This window comes from Arthrobacter oryzae (assembly GCF_030812315.1).
Classification (GTDB): Bacteria; Actinomycetota; Actinomycetes; order Actinomycetales; family Micrococcaceae; genus Arthrobacter; species Arthrobacter oryzae_B.
Genome location: NZ_JAUSSM010000004.1, coordinates 168,449 through 186,250 on the forward strand (window position 1 = coordinate 168,449; position 17,802 = coordinate 186,250).

A 17,802-nucleotide genomic window follows, 5' to 3' on the forward strand; every position below is an offset into this window, starting at 1 on the left:
GTAGCTCGCCAGGGTCGGCCAACTACATAGCGTCCCAGATGGGAAAAGACTGGGAGCACGTAACGGGGCCAGAGGTTGGCCGCCTACGTAGCCACATCGCCGCTGAACACCCTCTGCTGTGCAGGGTTACTTCTCGACCACTTCCTCGTCGCCGGTCTCAGACCCGTCCGCCGTCTGTTCGCCACGCTTCTTCCGTTTGAACAACCCTGCGACGCTCCCTCCGACCGAGCCCGCCGTACCGGCGATGGCGCCACCGACGCCCTTGACAGCACTGAGGGCCTGGGGCTCATCCGGGATCCCGTCCCCGTCAATATCCACGCTCCGGAACACGCGCGATACCGTGTCGGCAGCGGTGGCCACTCCGGCGCCCACTGCCACGGCGCCCGTTGCGACGCCGCCTCCGACCGTGCTGGCAGTGCCAGCAATCCAGTTTCCCGTCACTTTTGCGGCATCTTCCATGGCTGCGATCGCTCGGTTCTGTTCGACGTCGCGGTCTTCGTCGCCTGCCTCTACACGAACTGCCAGATGTTCGGGGAACGTGTCGGGGGCATCGGCAAATGCTGCCCGCGCTGCGACGATGACGTCGCGACCGAACACGAAGCGCGTGACCCCTCCCGCCAAGGCTCCAACGCCGTACTCAATCGTTGCCTGCTGCTTTCCACTCAAATTTTCGCGCACGGCGTCCAGCTGACCTGTTTCCATGGTCCGAACCAAACTCTGCGCGGCGCCTCCAGGGAGGGTGTCCGCGAGCGTGTTCGCCCAGTGCGACCAGTCCGTGCGGCCAGCAGCGATCCTATTGCCGACGCCGACGACGCCGTCAGACGACGCGCTCGATAGGTCTGTCGCCATCGTCGCGATTTGCTTCTGGCTCACGCGTTCGTTCGAGAGTCCGTAGACAAGGGCGAGGGCCTGGTCTTTGTCGAGGTCCATTCCGTGAATGTCGGCAATAGCGAGCGCGAAGACCGCGGTGATCTCGAACTGCAGCTGCTCATCGCCTGCGGGAAGGAGAGCAGCGGCCCGCTGTGCACCGTTCTTCGCAGTACCCAGGGCTATGTTCTTTGCGGCCTGTTTCGCAGCGCTTTTTGCGGCAAATTTGACGGCTTCCTTGCCGGTCTTCTTGGCGGCCTGTTGTCCCGCACTCTTCATGCCGGCTGCTGCCGCCCCGACTCCTGGAATCATCGCGATACCAATATCAGCCGCGATCGCGCCGGCGCTGATGAGGGCACCCGCAGTGGTGATCGAGGTTCCGTAGTGACGCTCCAGCATCTGGATCACTTCAGCGGGCGTTGCGTCCGGATGCCGCCGGCGCAGCCTCATGACGTACTTGCGAGCGATCGAGTGACGGGCGCTGACCGCCTTTGCAATATCACGCGTGGCCTCCTCGCCGACGAGCTCCGCCTCCAGCGTGATGCTCTCGATATTGGTCATCGCATACTCCTCTGTGGTTGCACCTCTCCAGGAGGTGTGAATGCGGCTGATAGGTGAGAAACCGCCGGTGCCGCCTGGATCTCTCGTGATTGTATTCATGGATCCTGGCTTGGCAGGTCGCGGCGCGTTCAAACTCCTCGACCAAGTGTCTCCCACCTGCGTCGTCGGACTGTTCCGACTAGCACCCGGCAGACGAGCAGTTCCACCAACTGGTGGGCACGGCGTCAGGACCGGGGACCGCCGTCGAGGACTACCACGAGACGTTGGCGGAGCTCTACGCCTGCTTCATCCCCTACCCCATCGAGCTGCTGCACAAATCAAGCTGCGACCATGTGGCGCTGGTAGCGGCTTTGCGTGCCGGCGGTGTATGGGAGGCTGTGGAGGTCTCGCCTAAGCACCTGGACATCCTGCACCGGACGATGTTCATGGGGTTGGCGGAGGGCGGAGCTCAAACCTCTGACTAAGAAATGTCGATGGACGCCTGCATTCATGGTACCGAACCGCGCGCCGGGCTATGCTCCGCATTGTTGCAGATTTGTGGCCGACGCAAAGGACGTCCCGGCGCTTTGTTCGAACCTAGAACTGACATGATTCTCGACGACAAGACTGGCCATTCAGAGGCATTCCGAAAATGGGGAAATGAAGAAAGTACAGGCCCTAGGGCAAACAATGAGAAAAGCAACATTCGCAGTCGTGTTGGCAGCGCCCTTAGTCCTGAGCGGTTGCGGAGGTCCAGCAACTCCAGATGCGACGCCCTCAACAGCGGTCTCGCCGGCTTCATCGTCCGCCACGGCGACTACGACGCCAACCACACTCACCGTGTCAGAGAAGGCAACATGCACATTACTGGTCGGCCCCGATGAGGACGGACCGCTAATTCAGTACGTCAACGGAGTCACTAGCATCGATCCATCTGACCAGGCAGCAGTTGCAAAGCTTGTCGCCACACGGGATGAAGTTAAGGCGATCGCAAAAAGCGCGAATCCGGAGATGAAGGAGTTGCTGACCGCACTCTTTTCGGAGGATATAAATGACTTCAAGGCTGCGGGCACCGACCTCTTGACGCGTTGCGGCTAATCGCGAGATCAGCACGCTTGGGCGGCGAGTGCACCTAGCATCTGGCTGCTCTTCACCGAGGTCCTGCGGTCAAGGACCTCAGGACCTCAGTGAAGGACGAGCAAGCTACTGTTTCGACCAAGTTCCGCAGCGTGAGCTTTTGAAGTCTTGGCCAGCTGACAAGGTGACTGATGGACGGCCACCGGTCACGATGTCGTTGTCGACAATGTCAGATCCGTTGGAGCCGGTCCGGTATATCCCCCAATAGCATCCAGACGTCACGTCGGAGTTCGTCCGGTAGGTTCCCGGTTCGAGATCAACGCCGACCGTCCAGGTGCCTTCCTTGATGGTGTTTGCCGCCTTCGTTTTCTCCGCGGACGTCACTGCTTCCTCGCGCTTCTTGACGGCTGCATCTGCAGATTTGACGAGGGCGTCTGCCTTAGCCACCGCGTCTTCACGAGCCTGGACCTTGGCTTCCCGGCCTTTGATGCCAGCGTCGAGAGTGTCGAAGCGCCCTTGGAGTTTGTTGAGGTCTGACTGCAAGCCCTGTTTGTCCGACGTCAGTGCAACGTATTCCTTGCTGTTCGTCGGATCGGGCAGGGTGAAACCAATGCCAATTCCGGACGCCAGAAGGAGGCATGCAATGCCTGCCACCCAATACCAAGCAAGCTTGCGCCGGGTTCGAACGGGCCGGCTTTCAGCACCGACTGTCTGCTCAAAAGCGGGCGGCAGTGTGGCACCAGCCAGTTTGGGCGAGTCGGCGACTTTCTTTCGCTTTGACCACCAACGGCGATTGGACGAGGCGGTTCCGTTGATGTCCGAGTCCAGACTGAGGTTAGTGTCAGCGCCGTGCTCTTCATGAAGCGCAGGCGGCTGCAACGGCTTATCCGGGATACCCGAATCGGAGTTATTTTCGGTCATGATGCAATTCCCCATTTAGTGATGACGAGATGATGTATGGGCTCCAGCACCCATGCCGATTGCAAAGCGACGCGCCGTAGGATACTGGACCATAGATTGAACTTACAACCAAGAATGCGAAACTGGTAACTGAAAAGCCAAATAATTCGATCGATTACTTTGCCGCGACTGCACTGGCTCCACGTTCTTGAAATTTTGTCCGCATCGCCATATATGCTTCAGTTTGGACCACCGAATGCTGCTGTTATCCGCACCCATAAACGTAGAAGTTGATGGCAAGGACGCCGCTTCCATCTTTGTGTGGGTCCGTTCTATCCTGCGGACAGAAACTGTTGGGGGAACTTACAGTCTCGATCTGCAAGGGTCTCACTTGGACCAATTAATAGGGGAAAATCATGTCCGACATCAAGAACGACACAACACCTTCGGCATTGCCCGACCAGCCGATTCATCACGTGCGACTTGTCGAGGAAAAACGCAAAAACGGCCTCGGAGTAGCAGCACTCGTCGTTGGCATCGTCGCCGCGGCATTCAGCATCATCCCTCTGGTAGGAATGGTCGCATTCTTCCTCGGCCCGGTCGCCATCATCCTGGGCATCATCGCTTTCTTCCTGAAGAATCGGAAGAAGGGAATGGCAATCACCGGATTCATCCTGGGTGTCGTCAGCCTAATTGTCGCTGGAATGGTGACTGCAGGCGTGAGCGCTGCTGCTAAGTCCATAGACGAAAGCATCAACGCCGAGCATACGGTGGAATACGTCGTCACTACGTCAGGACCGGCCCACATTTCGTACTGGACACCCGGCGGGAGCTCGACGGAAGACATCACCGCGGACTGGAAGAAGTCCATCACCTCGAAGGAATTCAATATCACGAGCATCTCGGTCACCGGAAGCTATACCGACGCTTCTGCGGCTGTCACCTGCGAAATCCTGATTGACGGAAAGAGCGCAGGAAAGAACACAGGCAACGGCACAGGCGCCCACGCTAGCTGCTCAGGAAACACCTGGCAGAAGTAGAGTCGCTGAAGGGCTGGCACCAGGCAGTGATCTTTCTGCTGGTGCCAGCCCTGCCTTGTCTGCCGCGAGGCGTCGGTCTCGGTACTGGGGTGGGGCTGTCTTTATAGAGCGTTCGGCTCATGCGAGCACCTGCGAGTAGTTCACGACAGCCTACGGTACGGCGCCGCAGCAGCAGAGGGCGTGCCTCATGAGCCCGTCTTGGGGAAGCAGTGCTTCCAAGTGAACACTTACAAACATTCAAAGGATTCAATATGAAACACGCTATGTCACTTCTAGCGGCTCTAGCTCTCGGGGCTACCGCGCTCAGCGGTTGCTCGGGAGGTGCGACTGCAAGCCAGTCGCAGCAGGTGTCTGCCAAGGCTACGCCTTCGCCTTCTCCCACCAAGACCGTGCCCGTCAACGGTGAGCACTACAGTTCAGTTCAATCGTTAAAGGAAGCATTCGTACTCGCCGGTGGCGTTTGCTCGGGGTACACGCAGACAGACAATGTGACACTTGCCGCGCAGTCGGGAACGTGCGGCAAGGGAGCAGTTCTGACGATTTATTCCTCAGTGTCGGACAGGGATGGCGTCGTTGCGAACATGAAGCAGTTTGCCGACATAGTTGGAATGAACTTGCTTGTCGGAGAAAACTGGATCATTAACGATGCCAGCGTAGCAACTGTGCAGCCAAAGCTCGGTGGAACGTTGTTCACCAGGCAACCGAAGAAATCGTGAAATTTTCCCTGGCCTGAGATTGGTTTGTTTGTCGAAGAGTTGGGCGCGTCCGGCAATAGCCGGACGCGCCCTCCGCGTGCAGCGAACCAACGAAGTGGTTCGCCACGCCTGGTTCAGTCGATGAGCACCGGCTCCTTGGCACCGTCCGAAGCTTCGACAATGGGCGCAACTTTGCCCGAACGGTGATTCACCCAGTTCGCCACGGCCAGAAGCGCCACGAGTGCGAAAGTGCTCAGGAGCTGGGGACGGGAATCCTCGCCGATGAAGCCCACCGTGAAGATCGCGGCGAGGATGACCAGACCAAACACCGTGAGCCCCGGGAAGCCGGGCATCCGCAGCGGAAGCTCCGTCCCCTCCCGGTCGGCGCGGAGGCGCAGCGCCAGCTGGGCCAGGAGCGCGGACGTCCACACCAGCAGGCACGTCGAGCCCACAATGTTGAGCAGGACCGGAAGGACCTTCTCGGGGAAGGCCAGCTCCAGCACAACGGTGACAACACCGAAGGCGACGCTGGCCAGGACCGCGACCACCGGAACCCGGGCCTTCGATACGGAGGCCAGCAGGCGCGGAGCCTCACCGCGCTCCGCGAGGGAGTACGCCATCCGTGACGCACCGTAGAGGTTGGCGTTGAGGGCGGACAACAGTGCCGCCACAGCCACCAGGGTGATGGCGGTAGCCGCACCGGGCATGCCGGCCGCATCCAGCACCGCGGCGAACGGGCTCTTCAGCCCCGCCGAACCCACGGGAACCACTGCCGCGATCACGAAGATCGCACCGATGTAGAACACCAGGATGCGCCACAGTACCGTCCGGACTGCCTTCTTCACGCTGCGGGCAGGCTCGGCGGTCTCAGCTGCCGCCACGGACACAATCTCGGTGCCGCCGAACGCGAAGGCCACCACGAAGAGTGCCGTGGCGATCCCTGCGAAACCGCTGGGTGCGAATCCGGCACCGGTGAAGTTGGACAGGCCCGGCGACTGCACACCCGGCAGCCAGCCGAAGAGCAGGGCAGCGCCCACCAGGAGGAACCCGACGATTGCCGCCACCTTGAGCAGGGCGAACCAGAACTCGAACTCGCCGAAGTTCTTCACACTGGTGAGGTTCACAGCGGTGAGCACCACAATGAACACGAAGGCCATCAGCCACACCGGCAGGGCGGGGAAGATGGTGGACAGCAGGCCTGCCGCACCGAGCGCTTCGGCCGCGATGACCACCACAAGCTGCAGCCACCAGAGCCAGCCCACCGTGGCACCGGCCACCGGCCCGTAGGCCTTGGCGGTATAAACGGAGAAGGCACCGCTGTCCGGATTGGCGGCGGCCATCTCGCCGAGGGCCCACATCACCAGGATGATGAGCGTGCCCGCCACGAGGTAGGAGATCAGCACGGCCGGGCCGGCAGCCTGGATGCCGGCACCGGAGCCGATGAAGAGACCAGCACCGATGGCGCTTCCCAGGCCCATCATGGTGAGTTGGCGGGGTTTGAGGGCCGCGCCGAGGGCGCGGGCAGACGTCTTTGTCTGTTGTTCCATGGGGATTCCTCTGGTTGTAGGTGGAACGGGTTGGTAAAAGGTCAGTCGGTTATCAGGCTGAGTGGGCTTCCAAAAGCCCGAGCACGCGGTCGTTGGAGGCGGGATCGGCAACGGTGATCCGCACGCCGTCGCCCTGGTACGCCCGGACCAGGATGGCGGCGGCGTCAAACGCGTCCACCAGCCTCGCTCGGAGGCTGTCATCGGCACGGATCCACAGGAAATTTCCCTGGCTCGGCTGCAGTTTCCAGCCCTGGGCTTCCAGCTGCGCGGCCATCCGGGTGCGCTCCTGCCTGACGGCGGCCACCCGGGTTTCCATCTCCTGCCCGGCATCCAGCGACGCGATGGCCGCCTTCTGGGCCAGCGCGCTCACGGAGAAGGGAAGGGCTGTCCGGCGCAGTCCCTCTGCGATGTCCGGCGCCGCCACGGCGTATCCCACGCGCAGGCCGGCGAGCCCGTAGGCCTTGGAGAAGGTGCGCAGGATGCAGACATTCGGGTACCGGCGGTAGAGCGCCAGGGAATCGGGGCCGCTGCCCGCTTCGGCGTATTCCACGTAGGCCTCGTCGATCACCACGAGGATGTCGGAGCGGACGGATTGCAGGAAGGCCTCGATGCGTTCGTGGCTGATCGGCACGCCGGTGGGGTTGTTGGGGCTGCAGAGCAGGATGACCTTGGTGCGGTCAGTGACGGCCGCGGCCATGCCATGAAGGTCGTGGCCCTCGGCGTCGTCCAGCGGGATGCGCACCGGCCGGGCGCCTGCCAGCTCAACCAGGATGGGGTAGGCCTCGAAGGAACGCCAGGCGAAGATCACGTCATCTCCGGCGTCGCACAGTCCGGTGATGATCTGCTGGAGGACGCCCACGCTGCCGGGTCCCACCGCGACCTCCCCGGCAGTGACGCCCAGGTGCCCGGCGAGCCGTTCGCGGAGTTCGACGGCGGCACTGTCCGGGTAGCGGTTCATGGTGCCGGCCGCTTCAGCCACCGCAGCGGCGGCGGCGGGCAGCGGTTCGTAGTGGCTTTCGTTGCTGGCGAGGGCTGCGATGTCCGTACCGGCGCCGCGCCGGCCGGGGACGTAGGTCGGAAGTCCGGCCACAGCGCCGCGAAGGGTGGGGAGTGCGGTGTCCTGCAGTGCAGAGGCAGAGGCGGTCAGGAGTTGATCGGGGGTCATGAGCACCGATCATGTTGTGACCCGGCCCACAATGCAAGATACCCTCAACCCATTGGGACTTCTGCTCAACTTCTACTGACTGTGGTGAAAATATGACCATCCCGAACCCGCGCACCCTGGATTCCCTCGACGGCAGGATCATCCTGGCCCTCGACAAGGATCCCGAAGCCAGCGCCCTGGCACTCTCGCGGACGCTCGGCGTCGCACGCAACACCGTCCACGCCCGGCTGGCACGGCTGGAGCGCAGCGGCGCCCTCCGCTCCTTCAGCCGCAGGCTGGATCCCGCCGCGCTGGGCTATGACCTGATGGCCTTCCTCTCCCTGTCCATCAGCCAGACGAGGACAGGTGCGGTGGAAGACGGGCTCGCCGCCATTCCGGAAGTCATCGAGGTGCACGCCACCACCGGGGACGCGGACCTCATGGCCAAGGTGGTGGCACGCAGTACGGCCGATCTCTACCGCATCACCAACGAGATCCTGGAAATCGAGGGGATCCAGCGGACCAGTACCGCCATTTCCGTGCTGGAACTCATGCCGCCCCGCTACGACGGCCTCCTGAGCCGGCTGTCCGAGCACGAATCCCGCACTTCCCACTAAGCGCGGGTGATGCGCGCCACAGGTGCGCATATTTTCACTTCTTCCCGCCTTCTCCTGCCAAATATCCCAACCAAAATTCACTCTCTTGCCTATCTGTGAACCAGCCCACAAGATTCCTGCATGACTACTCTTACCGTCTCCGGCCGCGTGGCACATGTTCTCAGCAGCTACCTCAGCGACGTGTTCGGCGTCATGGGCAACGGGAATGTCTACTTCCTGGACGCCGCGGAAAAGCTGGGCCTCCGCTTCTCCGCCGTCCGGCATGAGGGCGCCGCTATCGCCGCGGCCGACGCCTACTACCGGACGTCGGGACGCCTCGCAGCAGGCACCACCACCTACGGCCCGGGCTACACCAACGCACTCACGGCACTGGCCGAGGCGGTCCAGGCCCAGATCCCCGTGGTGCTGGTCACCGGGGACGCGCCGAGCAGCGGCGCCCGGCCGCAGGACGTGGACCAAACGGCAATCGCCGCGGGCCTCGGCGCGGCCACCTTCACCGTCACCCGCGACGCCGCAGGCTCCATCACGCAGCAGGCGGTGGAATACGCGCTCACAAAGCGCACCGCCGTCGTGATTGCCATTCCGTACGACCTCGCGGCACTCGAGGCTGCGGACGAGGAACTTCCGGTGCCATTGGCACCCAAGGTGACGGACGACGTCGACGGCGGCCTCGGGCAGGTGGCCCGGCTGCTCGCCGGGGCGAAGCGGCCGCTGATCCTCGCTGGCCGCGGTGCGCATCTTGCCGGTGCCGGCCCGGATCTCCGGGAGCTCGCCGACCGGCTGGGCGCGCTGACCGCCGGAACCACGCTGGCGCTCAACCTGCTCCAGGGTGAGGGATACCTCGGCGTCGCCGGCGGCTTCGGCACGGACATCGCGGCCGGGCTCATGGGTGAGGCCGATGTGGTTCTCGTAGCCGGGGCAAGCCTGAGCCCCTTCACCATGCGGTTCGGGCACCTGCTCGGCCCGGACAGCACCGTCATCCAGATCGACGCCGCCCTGCAGCCGACGCACCCCCGGGTGGATACGTTCGTCACCGCGGACGTGAAGTCTGCCGCGGGACGCATCCTGGGGATCCTGGATGGCCCGGCCTCACCGACCGCCAGCCGCCCAGAAGCCTGGCGCGCTGAAGCCCGCAGGCGCCTGGCCGAAGGACCGGGGCACCACCCCGGCTCCGCCGAGACGCCGGACGGACGGCTGGACCCGCGCCTCCTCGCCAGGGCACTGGATGACATGCTGCCGGAGCGCCGCACGGTGGTCCAGGACGGAGGGCACTTCCTCGGCTGGGCACCCATGTATTGGCGCATCCCGCGGCCACAGGACCTGGTCATGGTGGGGACCGCCTACCAGACCATCGGGCTGGGCCTTGCCAGCGCCGTCGGGGCAGCCCGCGCCGTGGAGGACGGCCGCACCCTGGTGCTGGCCTCCGGCGACGGCGGTTTCCTGATGGGCCTGTCCGACCTCGAATCGCTCATTGGTGCGGCGAGCAGCGCCGTCGTTGTCATCTACAACGATGCCGCCTATGGAGCCGAGATCCACCAGTACGGCTCCCAGGGCCTGACCGAAAAGCCCATGCTGATCCCCGAGGTGGACTTCAGCGGCGTCGCCCGCGCGCTCGGTGCCGAGTCGGCGATCATCCGCTCGCTGGCGGACCTTTCCGCCCTCAAGGACTGGCTCGACGCCGGCGCCAAAGGCACCTTCGTGGCCGACTGCCGGATCACGTCGAGCGTCCGGGCCCCGTGGCTGAGCGAATGGATGCAGGCCAAGCAGGAGGCGACGGCGGCGGTGGCGGGGTAGTTGCCCGGCTGGCACGAAAAAGGAGGCCGACGGCGACACTGGGTGTCGCCGTCGGCCTCCTTTTAAGCCCGCGGTGGTGCTATCCCGTGCAGGGCGCTGGGGCTCTATGCCGCCCTTGGAAGCGATACGTAGCTGCCCTCGATGACGCTGGCGGCAACAACGGGAGTGCCGTCTACTGTGACATAGCTGCCACGGGTGACGGGAGCCAGGTTTCGGGCGCCAGCGACGGTGACGTAGCTGCCCTCGACGCCGGCGGGGACGCTGCCGGCGGGGAGAGTCACGTAGCTGCCGCCACGCACTGCGGTGTCAGCGGCAGTGCTAGCGGTAGCGGCCGTAAGGGTGGATTCGGCGGTGGATGAGGAGGCTTCGGGGCGTTTGGTCAGCAAAGTCATGGGTTCTCCGTGGGGTTTCGGGATGAGGGCTATACAGGTTCTTGTGCCGCTCAAGCAGGAGGGCGGTTACGCGTTGTGTCGCTTGCCCCGCTGGCCCGGGTGTCTTCACCGGTGCGGTACTCAAGGGCTACGGCGGCCTGTGCTTAACTTTACAGGCTTATCGTGAGCTACTCAAAATAACATGGGAAGACTCACGTCATAAGCCAGGCGTTTGACCAGAACGGGGTGAGGGAAAGATCAGCGCAGAATTGCCTCAAGAACGAATCTTTCAATCCCCCTGAGGTCCGGCGTCTTGTTCGCTCCGATCGTGCCGCCGAATCGTGGGGATGGCTACCTCATCTTCACCGACACTTCCGGGGGGAGGCATTGGTACGGGCAGCGACGCCATCACCGCCTCCTACTTTCCGACGCCGACAACTGCGACTAGCCCTTGGCTGGGCCTCCCATAACCGTGGAGGAGCCGCTCGCCTAGTATTCGCTGGTGCCTGTGCTGGGCTGGCCGCCACCCTGTGGCCGCTTCCGCGGACCGTCTGGCTGCTCATCTCAGCCCTGCGCCATGGCTCACCCGGCGTACCCTGAAATCATGGCAGCCGACGGCAGGTCTCCACGCATCTTGGCGGAACGCGTGAAGGCGGCTTACGAAAACCTTCCCCTGCCGCCGCCCGTTGTGGCCGCGATGGCCCTTGATCTCCTCCTTGCCCGGCTCCGGCCCATGCCGCTTCCCGGCCCCCGATCCGTTCACAGGATGGCGGGTGCGGGACTGGTGGTGGCCGGCGCCGGCCTGAATGTCTGGGCCCTGGCTGAACGTCGACGGCGCTCGTCGGATCCCTTTGAGCTGGAGCGGCCGGAGGATGTGGTGGACACCGGACCCTATGCGATCACCCGCCATCCCATGTACGTGGGCTGGTGGCTCATGCAACTCGGTGCGGGCACCTTGGCCAGCTCCTCCTGGGCTCTCGCGCTGCTGCCGGCCGAGCTGCTGATGGAGCACCGGTTTGTCCTCGAGGAAGAGGCCGCGCTCGCGCAGCTGTTTCCGCAGTCCTATCCGGACTACGCGAAAAAAGTGCCACGCTACCTTTGGCTCCCCCGCATGTAGGTTCGTTCGGCTGGGACTCACCGCGCCGCCGTCGTACGCCTCCAGACAAGGCCCGGCCCTGGTTGGCGGGTCTGCACTGGGGCTTGGAGAATTCACAGGTCCGCCGCCTAACATGGCCAACATGAAAGCTGCCCGGGACGCCCGCTCTGCCGCTGTGGTGATTAATGCCGGATCACGCCGAGGGGCGGCACACGAACTTGCGGTGGACACAATGCGAAAGGCAGGCGTGCCCATCTCCTCCGTGCACCACGTGCTGTCCGGGGGCGAGCTGGCCGCGACCCTTGACCGGGTGCTTGCGGACGGGCACGACCTGGTGGTTGTCGGCGGCGGCGACGGGACCGTGTCCTACGCCGCCGGTCGCGTTGCCGGCACCAACGTTGCGCTCGGCGTTCTTCCGCTGGGCACCGCCAACGACTTCGCCCGCACGCTGGAGATACCGAACAATCTGGCCGAGGCGTGCGGCACCGTCGCCGACGGAAAGGTGGTGGACATCGACCTCGGCCGGGCCAACGGCGAGCCATTTCTCAACGTCGCGTCCGTGGGCCTGTCGGTGGCTGTGACGGAGGCTCTGAGCCCCCGCTTGAAGCGGTACATCGGGCCGTTGGCGTACAGCATCGCCACGCTGCGGGCCTATGCCCGGCACAAGCCGTTCCGGGCCCGTCTCGAGTTCCCCGAGGGCGACCACGAGCCGATGGAACTGGAAACCCTGCTTCAGGTAGCGGTCGGCAACGGCCGGCACTACGGCGGCGGCAACACGGTCTCCCCCACCGCAGGGATCGATGACCACATCCTTGACATCTACGCCATCCTGGCCGGCCCGCTCCGGGAGCACGTGAGTATCGCGCGGTTACTCAAAGACGGAAGCTTCATCGAACACGACAAGGTGTACCACCTGACCAGCCGGCATGTCCGGCTGGTCACTGAGCCGCCGCTGCCGGTAAACCTCGACGGCGAGATCGCGACGGTCACGCCCACCGACTTCACCATCCAGCGCAACGCCGTCCACGTTGTGGTGCCCCAGAGCAGCACCAGCGCGTTGTTCGACGGACCTGGCGCCGCGGACTGGCCGCCGTCGTGATTCCCGACGGTGGAAGGTTGTGATTAGCGGCGAACGAGCCGCCACAGCGACGTGACCTCGGCCGTGCGCGCCTCGAACAGGGGATCGTCGCGGTCCGATGCCTTCGGATGCGTTGGCTTGGTGTCCAGCCGTTCCACCACCTTCAGCCCGGCCGCCGTGATGACGGTCAGCAGATCCTCACGCGTCCGCAGGCCAAGGTGCTCGGCCAGGTCGGAGAGGACAAGCCAGGCCTCACCGCCCGGTTCCAGATGGTCGGTGAGCCCGTTCAGGAAGCGGAACAGCATCCTGCTCCCGGGGTCGTAGACGGCGTTGTCCAGGGTGGAGTGCGGCGTGGCCGGAATCCAGGGCGGGTTGCACACGATGAGGGGTGCCCGCCCGGGCGGGAACATGTCGGTCAGGACGGCCTCAGCACGGTCCTGGACGCCGAGGTTCCGGAAATTCTCAGCGGCGCAGGCAATGGCACGCGGTTCATTGTCCGTCGCCACCACGCGCTGGACGCCACGGCGGGCGAGGACGGCAGCGAGCACCCCGGTGCCGGTGCCGACGTCGAACGCCAGCGTGTCAGAGGGCAGCGCAGCGGCGGCCACGAGATCCACATACTCGCTCCGGGTGGGGAAGAACGTGCCATAGTGCGGGTGGATGCGGCCCTGCAGGGCATCGACGTGGACGCCATTCCGCCGCCACTCGTGGGCGCCAACGGCCCCGACAAGCTCATGCAGGGACACAATGGAAGGTTCACCGATATCGCCGTACGCTTCAGCGGCGGCCTGGGCGATGTCCGGTGCGCGGCGCAGCGGCACCACCGGGCCCGGATCAAGGGGAATCAGCAGCAGGCCGAGAACGCGTGCACGATGCGAGCGGGACTGACGGTGCCGATAGAACTTATCGGCCGGAGTTGCTGCGGTCTCTTTCTTTCCGGCGCCTATCCGCCGGTCCATGGCGTTGAGGATCTGCCGTGCGTTGTGGAAGTCACCGTGCCAGAGCATCGCGATCCCCTGTGACGCCATCCGGTTCGCATCATCGGCCGTGAGGGAGTCGGAGACCACTTCGACGCGCGTCGGCGCCGGCCTGCCGTTCGCCGAACGCCATCGCGCGGTCATGTTCTCACCAGCCTCGGCCCAGGTCACGACCGCGGGATCATCCACCGCAACTCCGCGTGAGGGCTTGAGGACCGACGTCGGGATTCCCACGGGAGCTGGCGTGTCGGTAGTGATAAAGATCCATTCCAAGCGTCAGAGGAGCCGATCGGCGACTGACGATTGCGGCGGTGATTCGACAACGTGGATGGCGACGGCCCAGGATTCCGGACCGTCATCCGGCCGCGAACCGAGCTTGGTTGATGGCCGCTGTAGCCATTCAACCTGCATTGTCAGGATACAGGTGTGCCGTCGGAGTACCGAAGGTCACCGCCGCGCATGGAGGCGGCGCGGGCGTTCCAGCGGGAGGGGCGGGAGGCGTAGCCGCCGCACCCAAGCCGCTGGCCGCCGTCGTACTTCCCACTGTTGTCACGGCGCGTCATTCGTCGGCCTTCACCCAACAGGCGATCCGACCCGGAGAACTCCGGCTACGTGCCGCGGGAACTGGTCCAGGGCCTCCCCCGCCTCCCGGTACCACTGCGTCACGACCGCCGGGGGCTGGCCCAGGGCCATCGCGTTGCTGAACGACTCGAGCCACGACCCGGACCGTGCCAGGTGCTCGCTGATCACGGCCATGTGGTTGGCCATGGATTCCGCGTCGGCATGGACCTGAAGGCACGTGATCTGCCGGCCCGGTTCATCGGCGAAGAACTGGAACACAAGCATCCTGGGCTCACGGCTCTCCACCAGGCGCGCCACCTCGCGGCAAGCCTCAAGAGCTTCATCGAGGTGCCCGTCGCGCACGGTATAAGTGCTCAAGTAGACAAACGGCTCGTACATGATGTCCTCCTGAATTGAGTGATCCGCACCGTGCGGACCACTTTCAGGATCCCGCCGACGCGTCACCCAAACATCGGCAGTTCGCGCCAGCTCCGACATCCGCCACTGGGTAGTTATGCCCAGTCCAACGATGCATAGTGGTGATCAGGAGGTTGACGTGGCCGACGACGCAAATCACATCACGCGGGCCCGGGCGTTCCACAAAGCGTCCGCCTGGCATCAGGCATGCGACGAGTACCGCGCCGCCGGCGGGCTCGCGGGGCTGGATATCGAAGATGTTGAATGCTTCGCAGAGTGCGCACAAATCGCAGGGCTCCGCGACGACGCGCTTGCCGCGCTGGTGCATTCCTTCGAGGCGCGGGCCGCGAACGGCCAGGTCCGTCCCGCGCTCGCCTCCGCTTTCTGGCTGTGGGAGGCTTACAACCTCAACGGCGAGTTCGCCCAGGCCAACGGCTGGATGGCACGGGCCCGTGAACTCGGCCCGGACGACCCCGGCGAAGAGTCCGGCTGGCTGCTCATCACCACGGCATACGGCCGGATCGCCGCGGGTGCCCATGACGAGGCCCTGAAGCTCCTCGCCCGTGCCCGCGAAGGGGCCGCAAAAGTGCACGACGGCGACCAGCTCGCCTTCGCGACGCTCCTCACCGGCCGCGCCCTGGTCCGGTCCGGCCGCCTCACGGAAGGACTGGACTGGCTCGACGATGCGATGCTCCGCGTACTGGCAGGAGAGACAACGCCACGGACCACAAGCCTGCTCTTCTGCGCAGCGATCGGCACCTGCCAAGTGGAGGCCCGCGACCTCTCGCGGGTCCGGGAATGGAGCGCTGCCCTCGGATCGTGGCTCGATACGGTACCTCCATTCGGCGGGCCCTTCTACGGCAACTGCCTGACCTACCGGGCCGCGCACCTCCGCCTGGCAGGCCATTGGGCGGCTGCCATCACCCAACTGGAGGAGGCATGCCGGAGCCTGGCCGAGGGAGCAGGTGCCCGCCTGGTTGGCCATCCGCGCTACGAGCTCGGTGAATCGCACCGTCTGCTCGGCAACTTCCCCGAAGCAGAGGCAGCCTACCGGGCTGCGGCATTCGCCGGAGGTCCGACGCAGCCAGGGCTAGCCCTGCTCAGGCTCAGCCTGGGAGACGTACCCGCGGCGGCAGCGGGCATACGGCGCGCGCTCGGCGAGTCTCTGGGGCCGAGTGCGCGGGTGGAGCTGCTTCCTGCGGCAGTGACCGTCCTCCTCGCGGCAGGGGCAGGCGGGGAAGCCGCGGCCGCCGCAGCCGAGCTGGGCAGCCTCGCCGAACATTTCGCTTCCGACAGCGTGCGTGCCGCCCACGCGCGGGCCCTTGGCGAACAGGCTCTTGCCAATCATGAATGGCCGAAGGCGCTTCCCGAACTCCGACGGGCCGCCGGACTGTGGCGGAGTCTTGACGTCCCTTACGAGACGGCGCGTTGCTCGGTGCTCCTGGCCACCGCGTACCGGAGTGTGGGGGACGAAGAGGCGGCGGACCTTGAGCTCGAATCGGCGCGCGCGGTTTTCACGCGCCTCGGCGCCCATCCCGACCAGCAGGTGGTCGACGGAATGCTCCTTCACCCCAGCGTTCCGTTGCAGCATGGTCTGTCCCCCCGTGAGGTCCAGGTGCTCCGGTTGATCGTCCGGGGCCTGACCAACCGGGCAATTGGGGCGGAGCTGTTCCTCAGCGAGCGAACCGTCCAGCGCCACGTGAGCAATATCTTCGACAAGCTCGGCGTGAACTCCCGGACGCAGGCGGCAACGCATGCCATCGACCGCGGAATCATCAGCATCGCCCAGCCCTGAAGGCCAGTCCCGGGATCCGTGTCGTTTCTCCTAAGTCTCGCCGGTCACAGCCCCCATTGGTCGGAAAAGGCGCAAAAATCGGGGGAAATTGTGAAGGGACGAGGATCCTCCCGGGACTCTGGATCAGGGCCGCTGCCGGGCCTATATTGCTTAATACCCGGTTGCACGTCCGGTACAACCGGCCCGACGTGTCAAGGAGGACATGATGAGCCCGCCACCCAAGCAGCCTATGACCGACGACAGCATCAAGGTCCGGCAGGTCAGCCATTACCAGTTCTCCTGGGTGGCCGATGGCGCCGGGAAGCCAGGAACCTGGACCCTGCAGCTGGTTCTGGATCAGGGGGCGTGGGAAGAGGTCCTGACCCTGGACGGGCAGGATGCCGAGAACCTCCAGAGTCTTCTTTCAGCCGCTGCCACCGTGTTCTACGACGTACCCCGGCGGACGCTGATGTTCGGGACCACAGCAGCAGGGCAGCGCTAGATTTCGCGGTGCCGGGGCTTGGACGGCCCGGCGGCGGTGGCCGGGCAGCTAGTGGTGCCTGCGCACACAACCGGCGGGCCGCCGTCGTAATTTGCGACGGCGGCCCGCAGGCAGGGTGCCGAACTCCCCTGGTGTCCCGGGGCTTTACTGTCCAGCGGCCCTACTGTCCCGGGGGCCGGTAGGACGGCGTCTTCTTGGCGGCCTCGTCGAGGTCTTCCACCTACCGGAGCGGCTTCAGGCGGACGTTGACGCTACCCGTCGAATTGATCAGCAGCGACAGTGCTGCGGCACTGGCATCGTCCGGCGCCTCAAAAACGCCGAGGACGTCGTAGTAGCCCAAAGCGTAGTAGAAGCTCTCCAGCGTTCCTCCCACCGAGCCGAGGGCCTCCACCCAGGGCATCGCGCCGCTTGGTGCCGCCTTCCTGCATGAGCCCCTTGATTCCCTGGCCCACGTACGTCGCTTCAAACAGATACTTCGGCATGGTCTTTCCTTCCTGGATTCCTATCCCATCGGCCGCTCATCGCCAGGTAATTGTGGTGCAGGAGGACGTCCACACAGACTCCTCCTCACCTGGCTCCATCGCCGTGCAGGAGCGGCCCAGATCCGGCCCAGTCCAATGAAATCTGCGCCAACACCAAAGTCCGGCCACAACGGTAAGACGTCGGCGGCAGTAGTTACGGGCGCAGGCAAAAGGCCGTTCGGCCCTATCAACCTGCGGCAACCCGGCCCAAAGCTTAAATCAGATAGGCGCTGGGGCGGACGCCCGCGGGCTCCTGCATCGAGCTGCCAGACCGCGGGCGCTCT

19 protein-coding genes are annotated in these 17,802 nt (G+C 64.6%); 10 read left to right on the plus strand and 9 right to left on the minus strand.

The genetic code is table 11. The annotated features are described in order from the left end of the window. Nucleotides 1–126 precede the first annotated feature (126 nt). Entirely contained in the window at nucleotides 127–1,428 is a 1,302-nt protein-coding gene (locus J2S97_RS09945) for a hypothetical protein (RefSeq protein ID WP_307048880.1), read from the minus strand. 212 nt (nucleotides 1,429–1,640) lie between these two features. Between J2S97_RS09945 and J2S97_RS09950 the strand changes: the two genes are divergently transcribed. Together J2S97_RS09950 and J2S97_RS09955 are read left to right on the plus strand one after the other, a co-directional pair. Further along, nucleotides 1,641–1,892 (plus strand): hypothetical protein, encoded by a 252-nt coding sequence (locus J2S97_RS09950; RefSeq protein WP_307048882.1) that lies wholly within the window; start codon nucleotides 1,641–1,643, stop codon nucleotides 1,890–1,892. Between the two features lie 175 nt (nucleotides 1,893–2,067). Beyond that, entirely contained in the window at nucleotides 2,068–2,505 is a 438-nt protein-coding gene (locus J2S97_RS09955; protein ID WP_307048884.1) for a hypothetical protein, read from the plus strand. A gap of 105 nt (nucleotides 2,506–2,610) precedes the next feature. Here J2S97_RS09955 and J2S97_RS09960 read toward each other — a convergent pair whose 3' ends face one another. Next, nucleotides 2,611–3,405 carry a hypothetical protein gene (locus J2S97_RS09960; RefSeq protein ID WP_307048887.1) on the minus strand — a complete coding sequence of 265 codons (795 nt, stop codon included), beginning with the start codon at nucleotides 3,403–3,405 and terminating at the stop codon, nucleotides 2,611–2,613. A 395-nt stretch (nucleotides 3,406–3,800) separates the two neighbouring features. Between J2S97_RS09960 and J2S97_RS09965 the strand changes: the two genes are divergently transcribed. Both J2S97_RS09965 and J2S97_RS09970 read left to right on the plus strand, forming a co-directional pair. Further along, nucleotides 3,801–4,424, plus strand: a complete 624-nt coding sequence (locus J2S97_RS09965) for a DUF4190 domain-containing protein (protein ID WP_307048889.1) — start codon at nucleotides 3,801–3,803, stop codon at nucleotides 4,422–4,424. A 251-nt stretch (nucleotides 4,425–4,675) separates the two neighbouring features. Continuing rightward, nucleotides 4,676–5,140 carry a hypothetical protein gene (locus J2S97_RS09970; RefSeq protein WP_307048891.1) on the plus strand — a complete coding sequence of 155 codons (465 nt, stop codon included), beginning with the start codon at nucleotides 4,676–4,678 and terminating at the stop codon, nucleotides 5,138–5,140. Nucleotides 5,141–5,253: 113 nt separating this feature from the next. On the opposite strand, the gene J2S97_RS09975 is transcribed toward J2S97_RS09970, so the two are convergent. Then, the gene (locus J2S97_RS09975; RefSeq protein WP_307048893.1) at nucleotides 5,254–6,666 is read right to left on the minus strand and encodes an amino acid permease; all 1,413 of its coding nucleotides are present in this window, start codon (nucleotides 6,664–6,666) and stop codon (nucleotides 5,254–5,256) included. A gap of 52 nt (nucleotides 6,667–6,718) precedes the next feature. Further along, complete coding sequence (hisC, locus tag J2S97_RS09980) at nucleotides 6,719–7,831, minus strand: histidinol-phosphate transaminase (protein WP_307048895.1); 1,113 nt, start codon at nucleotides 7,829–7,831, stop codon at nucleotides 6,719–6,721. A gap of 92 nt (nucleotides 7,832–7,923) precedes the next feature. Between hisC and J2S97_RS09985 the strand changes: the two genes are divergently transcribed. Further along, entirely contained in the window at nucleotides 7,924–8,427 is a 504-nt protein-coding gene (locus J2S97_RS09985) for an Lrp/AsnC family transcriptional regulator (RefSeq protein WP_307048897.1), read from the plus strand. A gap of 120 nt (nucleotides 8,428–8,547) precedes the next feature. Then, nucleotides 8,548–10,221, plus strand: a complete 1,674-nt coding sequence (locus J2S97_RS09990; RefSeq protein WP_307048898.1) for a thiamine pyrophosphate-binding protein — start codon at nucleotides 8,548–8,550, stop codon at nucleotides 10,219–10,221. 104 nt (nucleotides 10,222–10,325) lie between these two features. On the opposite strand, the gene J2S97_RS09995 is transcribed toward J2S97_RS09990, so the two are convergent. After that, a complete protein-coding gene (locus J2S97_RS09995) occupies nucleotides 10,326–10,613 on the minus strand; it encodes a hypothetical protein (protein WP_307048900.1) in 288 nt (95 codons plus the stop codon). A 583-nt stretch (nucleotides 10,614–11,196) separates the two neighbouring features. On the opposite strand from J2S97_RS09995, the gene J2S97_RS10000 reads away from it, so the two are divergent. Next, on the plus strand, nucleotides 11,197–11,709 hold the full coding sequence (locus tag J2S97_RS10000; RefSeq protein ID WP_307048902.1) for a methyltransferase family protein: 513 nt from the start codon (nucleotides 11,197–11,199) through the stop codon (nucleotides 11,707–11,709). Between the two features lie 121 nt (nucleotides 11,710–11,830). After that, complete coding sequence (locus tag J2S97_RS10005; protein WP_307048904.1) at nucleotides 11,831–12,787, plus strand: lipid kinase; 957 nt, start codon at nucleotides 11,831–11,833, stop codon at nucleotides 12,785–12,787. A 23-nt stretch (nucleotides 12,788–12,810) separates the two neighbouring features. Here J2S97_RS10005 and J2S97_RS10010 read toward each other — a convergent pair whose 3' ends face one another. From J2S97_RS10010 to J2S97_RS10020, 3 genes are all read right to left on the minus strand, one after another. Then, nucleotides 12,811–13,887, minus strand: coding sequence for a methyltransferase (locus J2S97_RS10010; RefSeq protein ID WP_444875932.1), 1,077 nt, complete (start codon nucleotides 13,885–13,887; stop codon nucleotides 12,811–12,813). 269 nt (nucleotides 13,888–14,156) lie between these two features. Further along, nucleotides 14,157–14,306, minus strand: coding sequence for a hypothetical protein (locus J2S97_RS10015; protein WP_307048908.1), 150 nt, complete (start codon nucleotides 14,304–14,306; stop codon nucleotides 14,157–14,159). A 10-nt stretch (nucleotides 14,307–14,316) separates the two neighbouring features. After that, nucleotides 14,317–14,703: a hypothetical protein gene (locus J2S97_RS10020; protein ID WP_307048910.1), complete on the minus strand. Its 387-nt coding sequence runs from the start codon at nucleotides 14,701–14,703 to the stop codon at nucleotides 14,317–14,319. 157 nt (nucleotides 14,704–14,860) lie between these two features. Between J2S97_RS10020 and J2S97_RS10025 the strand changes: the two genes are divergently transcribed. After that, nucleotides 14,861–16,516 carry a response regulator transcription factor gene (locus J2S97_RS10025; RefSeq protein WP_307048912.1) on the plus strand — a complete coding sequence of 552 codons (1,656 nt, stop codon included), beginning with the start codon at nucleotides 14,861–14,863 and terminating at the stop codon, nucleotides 16,514–16,516. A gap of 205 nt (nucleotides 16,517–16,721) precedes the next feature. After that, a complete protein-coding gene (locus tag J2S97_RS10030; protein ID WP_307048914.1) occupies nucleotides 16,722–16,997 on the plus strand; it encodes a hypothetical protein in 276 nt (91 codons plus the stop codon). A 220-nt stretch (nucleotides 16,998–17,217) separates the two neighbouring features. On the opposite strand, the gene J2S97_RS10035 is transcribed toward J2S97_RS10030, so the two are convergent. Further along, nucleotides 17,218–17,397 carry a GYD domain-containing protein gene (locus J2S97_RS10035; protein ID WP_307048916.1) on the minus strand — a complete coding sequence of 60 codons (180 nt, stop codon included), beginning with the start codon at nucleotides 17,395–17,397 and terminating at the stop codon, nucleotides 17,218–17,220. Between the last annotated feature and the right edge of the window lie 405 nt (nucleotides 17,398–17,802).

Excerpts from the sequence above, each read along its gene's own strand:
- J2S97_RS09970 (WP_307048891.1), top strand. The coding sequence starts at position 4,676 with ATGAAACACGCTATGTCACTTCTAGCGGCTCTAGCTCTCGGGGCTACC.
- J2S97_RS09955 (WP_307048884.1), top strand. The coding sequence starts at position 2,068 with ATGAAGAAAGTACAGGCCCTAGGGCAAACAATGAGAAAAGCAACATTC.
- J2S97_RS10030 (WP_307048914.1), top strand. The coding sequence starts at position 16,722 with ATGAGCCCGCCACCCAAGCAGCCTATGACCGACGACAGCATCAAGGTC.
- J2S97_RS10000 (WP_307048902.1), top strand. The coding sequence starts at position 11,197 with ATGGCAGCCGACGGCAGGTCTCCACGCATCTTGGCGGAACGCGTGAAG.
- J2S97_RS09945 (WP_307048880.1), bottom strand. The coding sequence starts at position 1,428 with ATGACCAATATCGAGAGCATCACGCTGGAGGCGGAGCTCGTCGGCGAG.
- J2S97_RS09985 (WP_307048897.1), top strand. The coding sequence starts at position 7,924 with ATGACCATCCCGAACCCGCGCACCCTGGATTCCCTCGACGGCAGGATC.
- J2S97_RS10020 (WP_307048910.1), bottom strand. The coding sequence starts at position 14,703 with ATGTACGAGCCGTTTGTCTACTTGAGCACTTATACCGTGCGCGACGGG.
- J2S97_RS10015 (WP_307048908.1), bottom strand. The coding sequence starts at position 14,306 with ATGACGCGCCGTGACAACAGTGGGAAGTACGACGGCGGCCAGCGGCTT.
- J2S97_RS09990 (WP_307048898.1), top strand. The coding sequence starts at position 8,548 with ATGACTACTCTTACCGTCTCCGGCCGCGTGGCACATGTTCTCAGCAGC.
- J2S97_RS09975 (WP_307048893.1), bottom strand. The coding sequence starts at position 6,666 with ATGGAACAACAGACAAAGACGTCTGCCCGCGCCCTCGGCGCGGCCCTC.
- J2S97_RS10010 (WP_444875932.1), bottom strand. The coding sequence starts at position 13,887 with ATGACCGCGCGATGGCGTTCGGCGAACGGCAGGCCGGCGCCGACGCGC.
- J2S97_RS10005 (WP_307048904.1), top strand. The coding sequence starts at position 11,831 with ATGAAAGCTGCCCGGGACGCCCGCTCTGCCGCTGTGGTGATTAATGCC.
- J2S97_RS09995 (WP_307048900.1), bottom strand. The coding sequence starts at position 10,613 with ATGACTTTGCTGACCAAACGCCCCGAAGCCTCCTCATCCACCGCCGAA.
- hisC (WP_307048895.1), bottom strand. The coding sequence starts at position 7,831 with ATGACCCCCGATCAACTCCTGACCGCCTCTGCCTCTGCACTGCAGGAC.
- J2S97_RS10035 (WP_307048916.1), bottom strand. The coding sequence starts at position 17,397 with ATGCCCTGGGTGGAGGCCCTCGGCTCGGTGGGAGGAACGCTGGAGAGC.
- J2S97_RS09960 (WP_307048887.1), bottom strand. The coding sequence starts at position 3,405 with ATGACCGAAAATAACTCCGATTCGGGTATCCCGGATAAGCCGTTGCAG.
- J2S97_RS09965 (WP_307048889.1), top strand. The coding sequence starts at position 3,801 with ATGTCCGACATCAAGAACGACACAACACCTTCGGCATTGCCCGACCAG.